This window comes from Arthrobacter endolithicus (genome assembly GCF_026627425.1).
In the GTDB taxonomy this organism is placed as follows: Bacteria; Actinomycetota; Actinomycetes; order Actinomycetales; family Micrococcaceae; genus Arthrobacter_M.
In genome coordinates, this window is sequence record NZ_JAPNLH010000003.1 from 1 (window position 1) to 17901 (window position 17901).

The 17901-nt window shown below is 65.2% G+C and carries 15 protein-coding genes and 1 pseudogene; 4 read left to right on the plus strand and 12 right to left on the minus strand.

Features of this window, described 5'->3' with window-relative positions; genetic code table 11:
- Together OS914_RS03255 and OS914_RS03260 are read left to right on the plus strand one after the other, a co-directional pair.
- Positions 1 to 698 (plus strand): annotated as a pseudogene (locus OS914_RS03255) (hypothetical protein); the annotation flags it as partial.
- Between the two features lie 114 nt (positions 699 to 812).
- Entirely contained in the window at positions 813 to 2258 is a 1446-nt protein-coding gene (locus tag OS914_RS03260; protein ID WP_267544640.1) for a PucR family transcriptional regulator, read from the plus strand.
- 38 nt (positions 2259 to 2296) lie between these two features.
- On the opposite strand, the gene OS914_RS03265 is transcribed toward OS914_RS03260, so the two are convergent.
- The 11 genes from OS914_RS03265 to OS914_RS03315 form a co-directional block, all read right to left on the minus strand.
- Entirely contained in the window at positions 2297 to 3376 is a 1080-nt protein-coding gene (locus tag OS914_RS03265) for a DNA topoisomerase IB (protein ID WP_267544641.1), read from the minus strand.
- A gap of 96 nt (positions 3377 to 3472) precedes the next feature.
- Positions 3473 to 4963, minus strand: a complete 1491-nt coding sequence (locus OS914_RS03270; protein WP_267544642.1) for an FAD-dependent oxidoreductase — start codon at positions 4961 to 4963, stop codon at positions 3473 to 3475.
- A gap of 53 nt (positions 4964 to 5016) precedes the next feature.
- Positions 5017 to 6282 carry a uroporphyrinogen-III C-methyltransferase gene (cobA, locus tag OS914_RS03275; RefSeq protein WP_267544643.1) on the minus strand — a complete coding sequence of 422 codons (1266 nt, stop codon included), beginning with the start codon at positions 6280 to 6282 and terminating at the stop codon, positions 5017 to 5019.
- A gap of 79 nt (positions 6283 to 6361) precedes the next feature.
- On the minus strand, positions 6362 to 7324 hold the full coding sequence (locus OS914_RS03280; protein ID WP_267544644.1) for an ABC transporter permease: 963 nt from the start codon (positions 7322 to 7324) through the stop codon (positions 6362 to 6364).
- A complete protein-coding gene (locus OS914_RS03285) occupies positions 7314 to 8099 on the minus strand; it encodes an ABC transporter ATP-binding protein (RefSeq protein ID WP_267544645.1) in 786 nt (261 codons plus the stop codon). Before OS914_RS03285 ends, OS914_RS03280 begins: the two co-directional genes overlap by 11 nt.
- Entirely contained in the window at positions 8096 to 9265 is a 1170-nt protein-coding gene (locus OS914_RS03290) for an ABC transporter substrate-binding protein (protein WP_267544646.1), read from the minus strand. The genes OS914_RS03285 and OS914_RS03290 overlap by 4 nt, the downstream gene beginning before the upstream one ends.
- 331 nt (positions 9266 to 9596) lie before the next feature.
- Positions 9597 to 10523, minus strand: coding sequence for an ABC transporter substrate-binding protein (locus OS914_RS03295; RefSeq protein ID WP_267544647.1), 927 nt, complete (start codon positions 10521 to 10523; stop codon positions 9597 to 9599).
- A 141-nt stretch (positions 10524 to 10664) separates the two neighbouring features.
- A complete protein-coding gene (locus OS914_RS03300) occupies positions 10665 to 12125 on the minus strand; it encodes a sulfate adenylyltransferase subunit 1 (RefSeq protein ID WP_267544648.1) in 1461 nt (486 codons plus the stop codon).
- Entirely contained in the window at positions 12125 to 13087 is a 963-nt protein-coding gene (gene cysD / locus OS914_RS03305; protein ID WP_267544649.1) for a sulfate adenylyltransferase subunit CysD, read from the minus strand. Before cysD ends, OS914_RS03300 begins: the two co-directional genes overlap by 1 nt.
- Complete coding sequence (locus tag OS914_RS03310; RefSeq protein WP_267544650.1) at positions 13084 to 13794, minus strand: phosphoadenylyl-sulfate reductase; 711 nt, start codon at positions 13792 to 13794, stop codon at positions 13084 to 13086. Before OS914_RS03310 ends, cysD begins: the two co-directional genes overlap by 4 nt.
- The gene (locus OS914_RS03315; RefSeq protein ID WP_267544651.1) at positions 13791 to 15545 is read right to left on the minus strand and encodes a nitrite/sulfite reductase; all 1755 of its coding nucleotides are present in this window, start codon (positions 15543 to 15545) and stop codon (positions 13791 to 13793) included. The genes OS914_RS03310 and OS914_RS03315 overlap by 4 nt, the downstream gene beginning before the upstream one ends.
- 170 nt (positions 15546 to 15715) lie before the next feature.
- Here OS914_RS03315 and OS914_RS03320 point away from each other — a divergent pair, with 170 nt between their 5' ends.
- On the plus strand, positions 15716 to 16345 hold the full coding sequence (locus tag OS914_RS03320) for a class I SAM-dependent methyltransferase (protein ID WP_267544652.1): 630 nt from the start codon (positions 15716 to 15718) through the stop codon (positions 16343 to 16345).
- Here the strand turns inward: OS914_RS03320 and OS914_RS03325 are convergent.
- Positions 16342 to 17136 carry a sirohydrochlorin chelatase gene (locus OS914_RS03325; RefSeq protein ID WP_267544653.1) on the minus strand — a complete coding sequence of 265 codons (795 nt, stop codon included), beginning with the start codon at positions 17134 to 17136 and terminating at the stop codon, positions 16342 to 16344. The two genes, OS914_RS03320 and OS914_RS03325, sit on opposite strands and share 4 nt — an antisense overlap.
- A gap of 102 nt (positions 17137 to 17238) precedes the next feature.
- On the opposite strand from OS914_RS03325, the gene OS914_RS03330 reads away from it, so the two are divergent.
- Positions 17239 to 17898, plus strand: coding sequence for a trimeric intracellular cation channel family protein (locus OS914_RS03330; RefSeq protein ID WP_267544654.1), 660 nt, complete (start codon positions 17239 to 17241; stop codon positions 17896 to 17898).
- Positions 17899 to 17901 lie beyond the last annotated feature (3 nt).

Sequence of the window (17901 nt, forward strand, 5' to 3'; positions counted from 1 at the left end):
GCGGGATCACCGGGATCAACCTCCACCTCGTCATAACCGACAGGACCCTGTTCCAAGGCGACAGCGAACCCGCCCACCTCACCGGCTACGGCACCGTCCCGGCCCACTGGGCCAGAAACCTCCTCCACCACAAAAACCCCAATACCGGCGGGGCCGGGACCGGCACGAAAAACGGACCCGGCGCTGAAACAGACCACGGACTGGCCACGGCGTTAGCGGACCCGGCGTTCCGGGTCTGGATCCGCCGCCTCTACACCGCCCCCGGCACCGGGAACCTCGCCGCCATGGACTCCAAAAAACGGCTCTTCCCGCCCGGGCTGCGCAGATTCATCATCACCCGGGACCAAACCTGCCGGACCCCCTGGTGCGACGCCCCGATCCGGCACATCGACCACATCATCCCGCACCACAACCACCACCCCGGCAAAAACCACCACCCCGGCAAAAACCACGGCCCAGTCGGCGGCGGACAGACCAACGAACCCAACGGCCAAGGCCTCTGCGAACGCTGCAACTACCGCAAAGAAACCCCCGGCTGGACCTCCACCCCACACCCCGGAACCCCACCAGGAACAGAACCAACCACCGGATCACTCCCACGACACACCGTCATAACCACCACACCCCTGGGCTTCACCTACACCTCCACAGCACCCGCACTCCCCGGCACCACCCGGAACGAACCACCACCACAATAGAGGTCGCGAAACCCTGCTGTGTTATGACTTCCCCCATATCCCGACGCGCCGCCAAGGCATTGGTGCTCCCGCACGGTGACACGAGCACTTGTAGTGCATTTGTATAATCAAGGCATGTCAATCTCCTTGGCGGATCTGCTGGCAGCCCCGCAGCTTCACCTCACGAATCTCGGGGCAGCACAGGGCACCTTGAACACCCCGATCCAATGGGCTGCGGTCACCGAATTGGAGAATCCGCAGCCATTCCTCAGCGGTGGTGAGCTGGTGCTCACTACGGGGCTTAATAGTGTCACGGCCGCGGCCCAGCGATCGTTTGTTCGTCAGGTGCAGCGTGCCGGCGCAGTCGGAATCGGTTTTGGCATCGGCCTCGGCCACGATCAGGTGCCCCCGGCGTTAATTGCGGAGGCGAACCGATGGGGAGTTCCCGTCGTCGAGGTCCCGTACCGGACCCCGTTTATTGCCATCGGCAAGCTTGTGGCAGACTCCCGCTCCGCGGATCACTACGCCAAGCTCGAAAGGCTGCTGACCCAGCATCAGATTCTTGCCCAATCGCTGCTCTCCGGCGGCGGGCTGAACGCCCTCCTGGCCAAGCTGGCCGGGATGATTCGCACGGACGCGGTATTGACGCAATTTAACAGCGAACTTTTCAGCACCTGCCCCGGCACCGCCGTCGACGACGAAAACTGGCTGCCGGTGGTCCTCGCCACAGGTAAGCGCGACGCGAGCACGCTCTGGCTGCGTAAACCATTCGAGGACGGAGCGATCATCGATTATGCCAAGGGCCTGATCGGCGTCGAACTGAATAATGTGGTGCAGCGCCGACACGCGGCACGGCAGCTTGCCGGGCAGGTGATTGCGGATATTATCCGCGGCTCATTGGAGGGTCCCGAGGCCGCCGCCCGGCTACAGAGTGTCGGCATCAACCCGGGGATCAAGAATATGTTGCTGCTGGTACAGTCCCCGCCCGGCCGAGCGTGCACCCTGGGCGCCATGGCCCTGCCGCAGCTGCTGGAACCGGCGGTGGCCGCAGTTCTGGGCGACGGGGACAAGCAGGAACTGCTCATAGTCTGCCCGGCAGGCATCGGCTCCCCTGCCGCTTTAGGGCGTGCATTGGGCCGGCAAGTGGCCGATGTAGGCGTTACCGCAGCAGTGGGGATCGGGGGCGCCTATGCACAGGCCAACGGACTGAGGTGGAGCTATTTCGAAGCCAAAGAAGCCGCTTCCCGCGGGCTTGCGGTCAATGAGCCGGAACGGCTCAGCTTGACGTCGCTGTTGCTGGCCAGTGAGGATGTGCCGATGGCGGACATGGCAGCCGAGGCGTTAGCCCCCCTTCTGGCCTTTGATGCCGCTCATGCTGCTGAACTGGTCACTACGCTGGAAAGCTATCTGCAGCTCAATGGCTCTGTGGCGTCCGTGGCGGAGGCGCTGACCTTGCACCGGAATACCGTCCGCTACCGGCTGACGCAGATCGCCGAGCTGACAGGCTACGACCCGGCAGTTACGGCGGATCGGGTGCAGCTGTGGCTGGCGCTGGCCGTGCGGCGGCTTGCCCGGGCCTAGCTGCTCAACCCGGTCCGCCGGCGTCGCCCCCGGTTGTCTCAGACGCGCCCAGTGTCCCGGTTTCCCGCTGAGGCATCCATTGCCGCATTCGCCGACTTGTCGGGATCCGCGGTCTCCGGATGCAGCCGTTTACTCAGTGGAATGATGTCCCCTTCGCGATAGAGCAGCGCACGGAGCTCCGATTCCACTGAGTCCGGACGTTTCGGGTCAACCGTCTCACCCGCGGTGTAATGATCCAGTACGCGTGGATCGACGTAACTTTTCCGCGCGATCGTGGGGGTGTTTCCCAGGACGTGCGCCGCATCCTCAACTGCCCGGCTGATCGCCTTCTTGCGGTCGGTCACCTTTTTCTGTGGACCGATCCGCCCTAAACTCGCCGCCGCCGCCGCAGTGCCGCGCAAGGTGCGGAAATCCTTGGCGGTGAAATCCTCACCCGTCTGGTCTTTGACGTAGGCGTTGATTTCCGCACTGGTCACCGGATGCCAGCTTCGTCCATCCTTGTAGGCGAGCAGACGAGCCTTGCCGCCGCGCCGTTTGAGCGACCTGACGAGGGCTGCCAGATCGGGATCCGTAATTTCTGATGTCCAGGTCTTACCGCTCTTCGCCGGGAAGTTCAGCCGCAGGGTGTCCCCTTTTACTCTCACGTGAGCGCAGAGCAGGGTCGCTAGGCCACGACTACCGTTGTCGTTTGTATAGCGTTCGGACCCCACCCGAAGCGAGCCGCTGTCCAGCATTCGGAACGCTGCCGCCAACACCCGTTCCCTGCCCACCCCGTCGCGGCGCAGATCCATAGTGACCCGTCGCCGTGCGGTCGGAAGTGATTCTGCCAGGGCCAGTGCGCGGTCAAATTTGACCCTGTCCTTTTGCTCCCGCCACGTGGGGTGGTAGATATATTGGCGTCTGCCAACCGCGTCCACCCCGGTCGCTTGGATATGGCCGTTCTCAAACGGCGCGATCCACACATCCGTCCACGCCGGCGGAATGCCGATGCCCTCGAGGCGTTCCCGGAGCGCCCCGTGGGCCAGGGTTTCACCACGAAAATCCCGATAGCTGAAACCGCTGCCGGATCTGACCCGGCGGTAGCCGCGTCCGGAGGTATTGCTGCGTCGAAGCCTCACCGCTATTTCTCCTGCCCACGATGCAACGGGCCGCATTACTGTTTCTCGGCCCGTTGCTTTTGCCTATCGTAAGCCTACTGACCTGATTCGCTTGCCTCAGACCCGTGCGTTGGCGCCGCGCGCAGCGGTGAGCATATCTGTTCGTGACACCACCTTAACCCGCTCCCGCTGGACTCCGCCGTGCGCGGAGGCGGCGGCGCCCAGCACCCTTTCATGGCTGTCCAGTTCCAGCCAGCCCTCCCAACCGGTGTAGTGGATGCCGCGGGATGCGAGCAGTCCGACGACGGCGTCCGGGTCAGGGTTTGCCGCCGCCGGCAGCTGGGCCAGGTCCTGCAGGAGGTAAGTGACGGTTTCCAGCGCGTCCCCCTTGGTATGGCCGATCAGGCCCACAGGACCGCGCTTGATCCAGCCGGTGGCATAGATGCCGGGAACCGGTGTACCGTCCGCGGCCAAGACGCGGCCGCCGTCGTTAAGCACTACACCGCGCTGATGATCGAACTCAACGTCTCCCGGCGCGGAACCGAAATAGCCTACTGAGCGGTAGACGGCCTGCACCGGGTAGTGAACCATCTCGCCGGTACCGCGGGCACGGCCGGTACCGTCGAGCTCGGTCAGCTCGAACTTGATCCCGCTGACTTTCCCATCCGTGCCGGTGATCTCCACCGGGCTGTGCAGGAAATGCAGGTGCAGCCGCCTGGACGCCGGTGTCCTTGCGGGAGTGACGTCGTCATCCTGCTCCACCAGCCAGTTCGTCAAGGTGTTGACCATGGTCCTGACCTGGTTATTCGTCCGGATCGCCTCATCCGAGGCCGCATCAAAGACAAAATCCTCCGGATACAAAACAATGTCCACATCCTTCGAATGCGACAACTCCCGCAGCTCCAACGGCGTGAACTTCACCTGCGCCGGCCCGCGGCGGCCAAAAATATGCACATCCGTCACCGGCGAGGACTTCAACCCCCGGTACACATTGTCCGGAATCTCCGTCACCAACAAATCATCGGCATGCTTGGAGAGCATCCGCGCCACATCCAAAGCCACATTGCCGTTCCCGATCACAGCAATTTCCTTCGCCTCCAACGGCCACTCCCGCGGCACATCCGGATGCCCGTCATACCAGGAGACAAAATCCGCCCCGCCAAACGAGCCCTCCAGCTCGATGCCCGGAATGTTCAGATCCGCATCGTTGACGGCACCGGTGGCAAAGATGACAGCGTCATAGTAGGTCTTCAGCTCCGCCAAAGTGATGTCGGTTCCGACGTTGACATTGCCGAAGAAACGGATATCACCCCGATCCAGAACCTTGTGCAGGGCGTTCACAATTCCTTTTATCCGGGGATGATCCGGAGCCACACCATAGCGGATCAGACCGTAGGGGGCCGGGTAGCGGTCAAAGAGGTCGATGCTGACCTGCAGCCCGTTGCGGACTTCTTCGCTCTTGGTCAGGATATCGGCGGCATAAACGCCGGCTGGCCCGGAACCAATGACCGCGACGCGCAGCGGCCTTTCCGTGGAGCCAGGTGCGGCTTCTGCTGTCGGCTTCGCGGCCGGGGAGCCCGCACGTTTCTCGTTTTCGGAGGTTTTCATCGACACAGTGGTAATTTCCTTACGTCGGCCCAACTCAGTAGCAGCACCTGCAGTCAAAACGCGTTTTGCGTGCAGGTGCTGCTACTGAGCGTGCAGGTGCTGCTACTGAGTTGGGTGGGATGGGGGCTGGGTGTGTAGGGACTGAGGCGGACAACATCACCGACGACGACGACGGCCGGGTTCGCCACGCCCACGGCGTCGGCCTGGTCAGCGATGGAACCCAGTGTTCCGATGGTCACACGCTGATCCGGGGCATAGCCGTTTTCGATGATCGCGACAGGGCACTGCGCTCCCCGGCCACCGGCGGCCAGGATCCCGGCGGAGCTACGGAGCGTACGCACGGCCATCAGCAGCACCACCGTGTGGTCGCTGCCGCCGGGGACGCTGGACAATTCCTCATGGCCACTGATCATGGTGAAGGCCTTGGCAAGACCCCGGTGGGTGACGGGGATGCCCGCCGCGGCAGGGACCGAGACGGCCGAGGTCACACCGGAGACGACTTCGACATCAACGCCATGCTCGCGGCAGAACAATGCTTCTTCGCCCCCGCGGCCCAGCACAAAGGGATCACCGCCTTTGAGCCGGACCACGCTATGCCCCGCTTTGGCTTCGCGGACCAGGATGGCGTTGATCTGCGCCTGCGTTACCGGATGGTGTCCCGGTGTCTTCCCGACCTCGATGACCCGGACGTCCGGGTCCAGGTCCGCAAGCAGCGCGCGGGGCCCAAGCCGGTCCGCCACGACAACGTCGGCGGCGGCCAAGAGCCGCCGGCCGCGCACGGTGATCAGTCCGGGGTCCCCCGGTCCGCCACCCACCAACGCTACGGCCCCGGCAGAATTCCGGCGCCGGCGCAACGGCAGGTCTCCGCATTCCAACGCTGTCACTACTGCGTTGCGCAGCCGCTGCGCCAGACGCGGATCCCCACCGGCGCTGACGGCGACCTTGACGCCGTCGACCTCGGCAACCGCCGGCGTCCACGCTGCAGAGGCCTCGTGGTCGGAGGCATTAACGCACCAGGTGTGGGCCGCTTCCGCGTCCGCCGCTACCTGTGCGTCCACGCCCGGCACCCCGGTAGCGCTCTGCACAAACCACACGCCGTCCAGATCAGTGGAAACATACTGACGCTGGATCCATTGCACCAGCCCGGCGTCCACCAGGGCCAGTACTCCCGTCCCCGCAACCGGGGCGACCACCGTAACCACGGCTCCGGCGTCGAGCAGACCCCGCGCGCGCCGGGCAGCAACGGAGCCTGCTCCCACCACCAGAACGCGGCGGCCCAGCAGCCGCAGCGAGATGGGATAGATATCTTGAACAACCATAGAAAAACCTTAAGGAGAGGGGAACGGCAGAGCCAAAGACTACGAAATGCCCGGTCATGCGGCGTCACGCGCCGACACACTAGCCGGCGATGCCCAGCAGCCCACGGCCCCGCAGCAACCGGCGTTCCAACGGGGAAAACAGCAGCAGCTCGACGGCGATTCCGACAATGAGGATCAGCAGGACGGCGCTCATCACGGTGCCCATGTCGGACAGATCGCGGCCCTGCTGCAGCAAGGAACCGAGCCCGAAGCCAATAGACCCGCCCATCGCGATGATTTCCGCGGCCATCAGCGAGCGCCAGGAGAAGGCCCATCCCTGCTTGAGACCGGCCAAATAACCCGGCAGTGCCGCAGGGAGCACAATCTGCACCGCCATTTCCCAGCGGCTGGCCCCGAGCACGTGGCCCATCCGGCGGTGCTGCGGCGGAATCTGGTCCACCCCGGCAATCAGCCCGTTGATAATCGACGGCACGGCTCCCATCAGCAGCACAAAATAGACCGTCGCGTCGGAGAGGCCGAACCAGATGATTGCGGCCGGAACCCACGCGACCGAAGGGAGCACCTGCAGGCCGGAAATCAACGGCCCCAACGCGGTGCGGAGCGGGCGCACCTGTGCTATCAGCAGCCCGATCGGCGTGGCAATCAGCGCACTCACGCCGAAACCAATCAGCCCGCGCTGCACACTGGTCCACAGCGAGTCCTGCAGTTTGCCCTCACCCCACAGCAGTGCCAGCGATGCGGCGACGTCCAGCGGCCCGGGAACCAGATCCGCGCGCCTGTGGGCCAGCAGCACATAGAGCTGCCACAGCAGCACCAGAACGACGACGGCGCTCAGCGGCGCCAGGACTTTGGCGGGCTTAAGCGTCGGGCGGGCAATGGGCTGGGACTGTAGGACGTCCAGCCCGGCTTCTACACTGCCGGGTTCCGGTGATCGGCCCTGGCCACCCGCGGCCGCGCAGAGATCCTGTGGCGTGGGGGGATCCTGTGCCGCGGTGGGATCCTGTGGCGCGTCCTCGGTGAAAGTCTCCTGCTTAGCGGACATGGCGGCGGATCTCCTTGCGCAGTTCGGTGGTGATTTCCGCAGCCAACCGGGCCGCTTCTGCCGGCTCTTTTTGCCCGGCGGAGACTCGCCATTCATTGACCACACGGCCCGGGCGTGAGGACATCAGCAGTACCCGCTGGCCCAGCCGGACCGCTTCCCGCACGTTATGCGTGACGAAAACGATGGTCCTCCCGGTCTCGCGCCAAATCCGCTCCAACTCGTCGTGCAGCAGGTCGCGGGTGATCGCGTCCAGGGCGGCGAATGGCTCGTCCATGAGCAGTACGTGCCGCTCCTGCGCCAGTGAGCGGGCCAGCGCCACGCGCTGGCGCATTCCGCCGGAAAGCTCGTGTGGGCGCTTGTGCCCGGCACCGGCCAGGTGCACCAGCTCCAGCAGCTCCCCGGCGCGGGCGGCACGCTCGGACCGGGGTACGCCGCGCAGCTGCAGCGCCAGCTCGATATTTCCCCGTGCGCTCAGCCAGGGGAAGAGGGTTGCGTCCTGGAACATGAAAGCGGCGCCGTCGGCCGGAATCTCCAGGATGCCCGAACTCGGCGGTTCCAGGCCTGCCACCAGGTTCAGCAGCGTCGACTTGCCGCAGCCAGAGGCACCGAGCAGGGCCACGAACTCCCCCGGACGAATGGTGAGATTGACGTCGTCGAGCACCGGCGCCCCCGCGCCGAAGCGCTTGCCTACGCCGCTGAGTTCAATCGCGACCTGTTCACGGACACCGCGTTCAACGACATTGGATGCACCGGCGGTCCGGACCGGGGCGGTCATTGGCTGCCCAATCCGGCCGCGGAAACGGCCGGCAACCCGGCGTCGCGGAGCACCGCGTTCAGCGGGCCCAGGTCAACAATGCCGTTCAGGTCTGCGCTCTTGGTAGTGCCCGCGTCCACCCCGTCCTGGAGCAGCTTCCGGTAGGTTCCGACAAGCGGATCCTGTGTGAAACGCAACCCGGATAGGGACCGGGCGAGCACGTCCGCCGGCAGTGCCGACCCCGCGTCCGCCTTCAAAGCGCTGTTGATGCCTTCCGCCGCCAGGGTTGGGTTCTGCTGCAGCCACTGCACGGATTCCACATGCGCCTTCAGCAGGGCGCGAACCGTCTCCGGGTGCTCCTGCAGAAACGTCTTGTTCACAATGAGAATAGTGGTCGGGAATTCGCCGGCGTTGGCCGTCAGCGAACCGTCCCATAGGTCCTTCTCATCCACCAGTACCTTCGCCCCGGCCTGAAGCACCAAACGGGAGGCCCACGGCTCGGGCAACCAGGCGCCGTCGAGCTTTCCGTCCTGGAACAGCTTCAGGGACGCGGCGTTATCCGTTGGGTTAATGCTCACCGTATCCGCGGCTCTGGCTCCGGCATCCTGACCGAACCTTAGACCCTGCTTGGCCAGCCAGCCGCGCAGCGCCACGTCCTGCGTTCCGCCCAACTGCGGTGTGGCCAGCGTCGTGCCCTTCAGATCCGCCGCGGTCTGGATGGACGGCCTGACCACCAGCTGAGCCCCGCCCGAGGCGGCCCCGGCGATGATGCGCAACGATGCGCCCTTGCTCTTGACGAAGGAATTAATAGCCGGGTTCGGGCCCAGATACGCCGCATCGATGGCCCCGGCGTTGAGCGCCTCCACGGCCGCCGGACCAGCATTGAACACCTGCGTGCTCAGCTTCGTTGCGCCCAGATCCCGTTGGAAGAACCCACGGCTCATGCCGATCAGCGCGGGCGCGTGCGTGACATTGCCGAAGTAGCCCAGCTTCAGCGTTGCCGCCGGGGAGGCGGCTGGGGCGGGCGCTGCTGGCCCGCTATTTTGCGAAACGGATGCGACGGCGGCGCCCGCGCCGATCAGCAGCACCAGGGTTGCGAGGATGAGGCTTTCCAGACCGCGGCGGCGGCGCGTTGGGCCCTCACCGGCGACGATTTTGATGGTGGCCAGCTTTGGTTCAGTGGTCATTGACTCACCCTAGAGACGCCCGGCCGCCGGCTCAACGGCGCGGAAACCCGGGGTCATCTGCGTTCACGTGGCGTCACACGAAGGCTTTGCGGGACGGGCTTGGACGGCAGACAATGCGATGCATTATGAACGTTGACCTGCCCAACAGACGGCTGGGAGCATCAAAGCGCTCGCTCATTACCGAGGTGGCCCGGCGGTGCTTACCCTTGACAGCTCCGACGAATTTGCCGCTCGAGGGCTTCGACCCAGCAGGATAGTTACAGGCCAACGCACAGTGACCGAGTCATGGGCGCGGCGAGCATTTAGCCGCATCGTCTCTTCCACATAGAAGCTATTTGGCGACGTCCGGATTGACCTCGGCCTTCGTAACGGCGATGTTGCCAACGCCCCACTCATCGAGGATCTTCTTGTAGTCGCCGTTTTCGATCAGCTTGTTCATGGCCTTGGCCACCACATCCGTCAGGGGAAGGTCGCTCTTCGCTACGGCGATTCCCACCGGGGAGGCGTCATAGGCGGGGCCAAGGGCCTCGAGCTGGCCCTTGGTCTGCGTGATCGCGTAGGCGATGGTGATGGACCCTGCGGGCATGGCGTCAACACTGCCGTTGACCAGGCGGGTGGAGACATCCGTCTGGTTCTGCAGGCTGACGATCTTGATAGCAGGCTTTCCCGCTGCGACACACTTATTATTGCGGTCCACCAGGTCTTTGGTCTCCTGGAAGGACCCCGTCTGTACGGCGACGCTGCGACCGCAGATGTCGTCCAGGCTGAACTTCTTCGGGTTGCCCTTCTGCACGGCCCACTGGGTGCCGGCGTCGAGGTAACTGACAAAGTTCGCAGCTTGCTTGCGCTGATTCGTAATGAAGAAAGATGACGCGCTCAGGTCATACTTGGGCCCTAGGGAGGGCAGGATGCTGGTGAAGGCCGCACTCTGCACCTCGACCTTGAGCCCCAGCAGCGCGCCTATGGCCTTGACCAGATCGACGTCGTAGCCAATCGGAGTCTGGCCATCGGTGCCACCCAAATATTCCGCCGGGGCATACGTGGTGTCGGCTCCCATCACCAAGGTGCCCTTGTCGCGCAGCGCCTGCGGGACCGCGGCGGCCAAGGTCGCGTCCTTTTGAATGGTGGTGACATCGAACGACGCCGATGAAGGGGACACCGCTGCGTTTTGTTGGGAGGCGGTGGTGCACCCCGTCAGCGCCAGGACGCCGACGACGAGGAGGCCTGTCGAGCGCGAAATTATCGACTTTGCGGCCATGAGATCCTCCAGGATCGGGATAGGTAAAAGACGGCGGAACAGAAAATCAGAATGTGTGACACGCCCGACACTTGTCAAATTGACGGGCGATAGTTGGCCATGTATTACGGGAGCAGACCCTTGCCGGCCGGCGCGTGCCGCTTAGATCGCGTACCGCTCGCCCTCCGGATCGCCGGGATGGCTCTTGACCAATCCAGCGGCCAGGGTGTTGCCGTCGGCGGGGTCGATGACCAAAAAGGCTCCGGTGCGCCGGTGCGCCGCGTAGTCCTCCACGGGCAGCACCGAAGCCAGCCGGATCTGGACGCTGCCAATGTCGTTCAGTTCCAGGCCGGAGGCCGGTTGTTCCTGGAAGGTCGCCAGATCCAGCCTTCCGGTGACGGCGCGGACCAGTGCCTGCACGGTCCGGCTGCCGTGCTTGACGAGGACTTTGGCGCCTTCGCGCAGTGGCTTGGGCGAGAGCCAACACAGCTGGGCCGACAAGTCCTGCGCCGGAGCGCTGAAGGTCCCGGCGGCGGCAATTAGGTCCCCGCGGGCAATGTCTATCTCATCGGCGAGCCGGAGCGAGACGGACTGTGGGGCCACTGCGCGCTGCAGCTCCGAACCGGCGAAATCAATGCCGACAACGCTCGTTTGCCGTCCGGAGGGAAGTACGGTCACCCGGTCCCCCAGTGCGACGGACCCGGAGGCCAGCTGGCCGGCATAGGCGCGGTAATCGCGGAAGGTGTCCGGGCCGGCGTCGCCCGTTCCCGCAGGCCCGGCAACGAGCTCAGGCGCCAAGGCCCCCTGCGGACGGATCACCAGCTGAACGGGAAACCGGAAGGGCTCCTGCCCGCGCTCCAACTCATCGGTGGAGGGCAGCGTCTGCAGAATCTGAAGCAGGCTCGGCCCCGAATACCAGGGCGTGCGTGCGGACCGGCCCACCACGTTGTCACCCGCCAGTGCGGAAACCGGGACCACCTGCACATCCGCCAGCCCCAGCTGGGCGCTGACTTTACGGATGTCCTCAGCGATGGCGGTGAACACCTCCGCGCTGTAGTCAACCAGATCGATCTTGTTCACGGCCACGAGCACGTGGGGCACGCGCAGCAGCCGCAGCACGCAAAGATGCCGCCGGGTCTGCTCCAGCACGCCCTTGCGCGCGTCAATGAGGACGACGACGGCGTCGGCCGTGGACGCGCCGGTCACCGTGTTCTTGGTGTACTGCACGTGACCGGGGCAGTCCGCCAGGATGAAGCTGCGCCGATCGGTGGCGAAGTAGCGGTAGGCGACGTCGATGGTAATGCCCTGTTCGCGTTCGGCGCGGAGCCCGTCGGTGAGCAGTGCCAGATCGATCTGCTGGCCGGCGGGCACAGAGCCCGGCTCGCCGCCGCCGAAACCGCGCTCCGCCGAGGTCCGGGTGACCGACTCCAGCTGGTCGGCCAGGATGGCTTTGCTGTCATGGAGCAGCCGGCCCACGAGCGTTGACTTGCCGTCATCGACGGACCCGGCGGTGGCGAACCGGAAGAGCGTTCCCACCCGCTCTCCACCCTCGTGTCGCTCCGCAGGGTAGCCGTACGGGCGGGCGCCCAGTTCCGATACGAGTGTTTGTGTACTGGTGCTCATTAGAAATAGCCATCCTTCTTGCGGTCTTCCATGGCGGCCTCGGAAATGCGGTCATCGGCCCGGGTGGCACCGCGTTCGGTGATGGTTGAGGCCGCTACTTCGCGGACCACCTCTGCCACGGTGGCAGCGGTGGATTCGACGGCGCCGGTGCAGGACATGTCGCCCACCGTGCGGTAGCGCACCGTTTTCACCAAGACTGTCTCGCCCGGCGTCGGCGCGGAAACGTCCCCGACGGCCCGCCACATGCCGTCGCGGGCATATACCTCGCGTTCGTGCGCGTAGTACAGGCCGGGCAGTTCGATGCCTTCACGTTCGATGTACCGCCAGATGTCCAGTTCGGTCCAGTTGCTGATCGGGAAAGCCCGGACGTGCTGCCCGACGGTGTGCCGGCCGTTATACAGATTCCACAGCTCCGGACGCTGATTGCGTGGATCCCACTGGCCGAATTCGTCCCGCAGGCTCAAAATCCGCTCCTTGGCACGCGCCTTGTCCTCGTCCCGGCGGCCGCCGCCGAACACGGCGTCGAACTTGTTGACCCTGATCGCTTCCAGCAGGGGCGCGGTCTGCAGCGGGTTCCGGGTGCCGTCGGCACGCTCCGCCAGCTCACCGCTGTCGATGTGGTCCTGCACGCGGCCGACGACGAGGCGCAGCCCCAACCGCTCAACGGTGCGGTCACGGAATGCGATCACCTCCGGGAAATTGTGGCCGGTGTCCACATGGACCACGGGAAACGGGACCCTGCCGGGCCAAAAGGCCTTCGTCGCAAGATGGAGCATGACCACGGAATCTTTGCCGCCGGAAAACAGCAGTGCCGGGCGGTCGAATTCGGCGACCACCTCGCGGATGATATGGATCGCCTCAGACTCCAGCACGTCCAGGGACGTCAGCCAGGGAGTGCCCGAAGCATGCCATGCCGCCTCCGGCCCTTCGCCGGCTTCGTATAATTCCGTCTGACTGCTCATAAGTGAAGCCCGCATTCTGTCTTGGAGGTTCCGGCCCACCGGCCGGCACGGGGATCTTCGCCGGCGGCCACCTTTCGGGTGCAGGGCCGGCAGCCAATGGACGGGTAGCCCTGGCCGAGCAGGGGGTTGACGGGGAGCAGATTGTCCCCGGAGTAGTCCACCAGCTCCTCGAACGTCCAGCCGGCCAACGGGTTGACCTTGATCAGCCCGTTCGCTTCGTCCCAGGTGATCAACGGCGTATTGGTCCGGGTCGGCGCCTCGTCCCGGCGGACACCGGTAAACCAAAGCCGATAGCCGGCCAATGTGCTGCGCAGCGGAGCGACCTTGCGCAGTGCACAGCACAGGCCGGGGTCGGTGCGGAACAGATCCTTGCCCAGCAGGGAATCCTGTTCGGCCACAGTTTGTTCCGGCAGCACATCCACCACATTGATCCGCAGGGCCTGCGCTACCTCATTTCGCGTGGCGTAGGTTTCGTCGAAGTGGTAGCCGGTGTCCAGGAAGAGGACATCCACGCCCGGGAGTTGTTCGGCCACCAGTGCCGGGAGCACGGCGTCGGCCATAGAGCAGGCGACGGCGACGTCTCGGACCGTGAAATTCCGTGCCACCCAGGCAATAACATCCTCCGCCGGAGCATCCCACCCCAGCTCGGCAGCGCCGGAGGCTGCCAAGGCCGCCAGCGACGCCTTGTCGCAGGTCCGCGCGGTCACTGCAGCACCGCTTCGTTGGCCAGGAGCGCCCAGTGCGCAAATGACTCATCCGCGGACCGCCCGGCCACATAGGCCCGCACCACGCGCTCAACATAGTCCGGCAGCTCGGCAGCCGTTACCTTCAGGCCACGAATCGTACGCCCCAGCCCGGCCTCGGCCCGGTCCACCGCGGCCAGCCCGCCGCCCAGATGGACCTGGAAACCGGGGGTGGGCTCGCCGTCGGGCGTGGGCAACATCATGCCCTTTAGCCCGATGTCCGCAGTCTGAATCCGGGCACAGGAATTGGGGCAGCCGTTGATGTGCAAAGCGATGGGGTCCGTTAGTTCCCCGCTGTCGGTCAGATCCGCCAGCCGCTTTTCCAGTTCCGCGATCGCCGTCGCGGCTGTGTCCTTCGTGTTGACGATTGCGAGCTTGCAGAACTCGATCCCCGTGCAGGCGATGGTGGAGCGGCGGAACAGCGACGGACGGGCGCTAAGGCCCAGCTTCTCCAACTCGGCGACCAAGGATTCGACCCGCTCGCCGGGAACGTCGAGGATCACGATTTTCTGGTGCGGGGTGGTGCGCAGACGATAGGAGCCGTGTGCTTCCAACGTGTCCGCGAGCGCGCTCAGCCGTTCCCCGGAAAGCCGGCCCACTGTCGGCGCCGCGCCAATGAAAAAATTGCCGTCCTTTTGCTCATGAATGCCGATGTGGTCCCCGGGAGTCGTCGGCTTCGGCGCGGCCGGGCCGTCGGGGAGTTTAAAGCCAAGGTATTCGTCCTCAAGTATTTGCCGGAATTTTTCCGTACCCCAGTCCGCCAGCAGGAATTTCAGCCGGGCCTTGTTCCGCATCCGCCGGTAGCCGTAATCACGGAAGATGCTGGTCACGCCCATCCAGACGTCTGCCGCGGTGTCCGGGGACACGAAGGCGCCCAGCCGCTCGGCCAATCGCGGATTCGTGGACAGCGCGCCGCCGACCCACAGATCGTAGCCGGGACCCAGTTCGGGGTGCAGCACACCGACGAGTGCAAAGTCATTGATCTCGTGCACCACGTCCTGGGAAGGATGACCGGTGATGGCGGTCTTGTATTTACGCGGCAGATTGGCAAAATCCGGGTCGCCAATGAACCGGGCACTAAGTTCGCAGATCAGCCCGGACGGGTCGATGATTTCGTCCTTGGCGATCCCTGCCACCGGGCTGCCCAGGATCACGCGGGGAACATCGCCGCAGGCCTCGGTGGTGGACAGTCCCACCGCTTCGAGCCGCCGCCAGATTTCCGGCATGCTCTCGACCTCTATCCAGTGCAGCTGGATGTTCTGCCGGTCCGTCAGATCGGCCGAGCCACGGCCGAACTCGGTGGAGATGCCGCCGATGGCGCGCAGTTGCTCGGTGCTCAGCGAACCGCCGTCGATCCTTATCCGCAGCATGAAGTACCTGTCCTGCAGCTCATGCGGCTCCAGCGTCGCGGTCTTGCCGCCGTCGATCCCCTGCCGGCGCTGCGTATACAGCCCCCACCAGCGGAACCGGCCATGCAGGTCATCGGAGCTGATGCTGTCAAAACCGTGCTTCGCGTAGATGGTCTCGATGCGCGTGCGGCAGCTGAGGCCGCCATCTTCCTGTTTCCACACCTCGTTGGCATTGAGCGGCTCGGTACCGTCAACCTTCCACTGGCCGTGCGGCTTGGCGGCAGGACGGGCGGGACGTGCAGGACGGCCGGGACGGTCAGAGTCCACGGACTCCGGGGTCGCTCCAGCTAGAGCTGTCTGTGTCATGTTTCGAGCGTAGGTGTGCCATTTGCGCGCTCAAAAGAATCCGAAATGCTAAGTCACGTGCGGAAATATTGCGTCACGTTGCCGGGACATTAATCGGTAGCCCACACTTAAGGCAGCCTCGGCAGTGAGGTCGAAGGAATCCGTCGGTCCGCCGCCTCGAAAGGACAGCCATGGACGCGCAGAGTTGGGACGAGCGGTACAGTGCCGCCCGCAACGGGGAGGGTCTCTGGTCCGCGCAGCCACACGCGGCCCTTGCGCAGATCGTGGGTCCGTTGACCGCCGGCACTGCGCTTGACGTGGCCACCGGGGATGGCCGGAACGCTATCTGGCTGGCGGAACGGGGCTGGCAGGTCACCGCCGTCGACTTTTCCGCGACGGGGCTTGACGTGGCCCGTGCCCGTGCCGCCAGTGCGTCAGCTCCGCGGACCGGGACCATTGACTGGCAGCTGGCCGATGTCACCCGGTGGGACCCGGCGCGGGCGTTCGACCTGGTCACGATGACCTATCTGCAGCTGGCTGAGCAAGCCACCATGGACATCATCGCCCGGGCGTCGCGCTGGCTTGTTCCGGGCGGCACCCTGCTGGTGATCGGACACGACCGGGACAATCTCACCCGGGGCGCGGGAGGGCCGCAGGATCCGGCCGTGCTGTATACCCCGGACATGCTCCGCGCGGCAGCAGATGGCCTGCATATCTTTGCCGCGCGGCAGCTGATCCGCGATCCTGCCATGGATCCCGAAGGTCCCCGGGACGGCGGCCACGCAGCCATCGATACCCTGCTGCACGCGGTCAACGACTAGCTGTGCGTCGGGCCGGCTTCGGACTGCGCTGCCTGGTCGAACCTGTCTAACGCGATCCGGGCGAGGACGGCGGTCCCGGCGGGCAGCAGCGGCGCCGCCACGCAGTCAGCCCCTGCACCGGCAAGCTGGTCGTGAAAGAATCCGGGAGCCAGCAGATAGCTGGCAATGGCTATGCTGCTGGAGCCCTGTGACCGCAGCGCCGTGACAGCGGCCGCCACAGTCGGGTCGGCGCCGGCCCCGTAGCCTGCCAGGACGGCACGGTCCGTCAGGTGCCGCAGTGCCTCGGCAACCGCTTCCACGCTCAGCGCGGCGGCCGGATCAGAGGACCCCGCGGCCGCCAGCACAATGCCGCGCTCACGGTCGCCGCCGTGCTCGGAAGACCCAGCCGGCAGCCGATCATAAAGCAGCTTTGCCAGCCGCGGATCCGGCCCCAGCGGACCCGCCGCGGTCAGTTCCTCCCGGCCGGCCACCGCTTGGGCGATGTCCACCCGAACATGAAATCCCACGGACAGCAGCAAGGGCACTACGACGGCGCGCGTACCGGCGGGCAGGCCGGCGACGACGTCCGGCAGCGCCGGTTCCTGCACGTCCACGTACGCCGCCAACACCGTCAACCCCGGACGCTGGGCCGCTATTTCTGCCCGGAGGGCGTCGATGCAGCCCTGGCCTTCGGGGCTGCGCGTCCCATGCGCGCAGGCGATCAAAACCGGCTGCGGTGTTGGTGCCGCCGGCGACGGTGTTGGTGCCGCCGGCGCTGGCGTCGGCGCGGCAGTGGCTGTGGCAGACGTCATGCGCCCAGCCTAACGAATGCGACGTTTCATCCGCTCCCGCCAGTGACCGGCGCCGTAATGTTGATTAACGATCGTCAACCGCACCGAGCAAAGATGCAGGCCATGAATTCCGATAATGCACTGCATTTTGATGTAGCACTGGTTCTGGACCTGCTGGGGGTTTTCTTCTTTGCCGTCTCCGGGAGCCTCCTGGCGGCCCGGAAGGGCTTCGACATGGTCGGATCTCTGCTGCTCGGATGCCTTGTGGGGCTCGGCGGCGGCGTGATCCGTGATCTGATCATCTCAACTGCCGTGCCGGCGGCTTTTTCCCAGCCGCTGTATTTAGCGCCCCCACTGCTAGCGGCCGTCCTGGTGCATCTGCTCTTCAGCCATGTGGAACGCGGCGGCAGGCTGCTGATTATTTTCGACGCCGGCGGGCTGGCCCTGTTCTGCATCACCGGCACGCTCAAGGCGCTGGTCGCGGGGCTCAACCCGGTGGCGGCGATCCTGCTCGGCGTGACAACAGCCGTCGGAGGTGGCCTGCTGCGGGACATTACGGCCAACGAGGTGCCCCAACTCTTCGATTCAAAGGACTTGTACGGGATTCCGGCCTTCCTCGGCGCGGGGCTGACCACCGTTCTCTTTAGCACCGGGTTGCTGAATCTCTTCTCCGGCAGTGCTGTCGCCGTCGCCGTTTTTACCTTCCGGATTCTGGCCTGGCACTTTGGCTGGCATGCCCCGCTGGCCGCACGCCGGAATCGGGCCGGAGCCGTTCCCGGCTAGGAT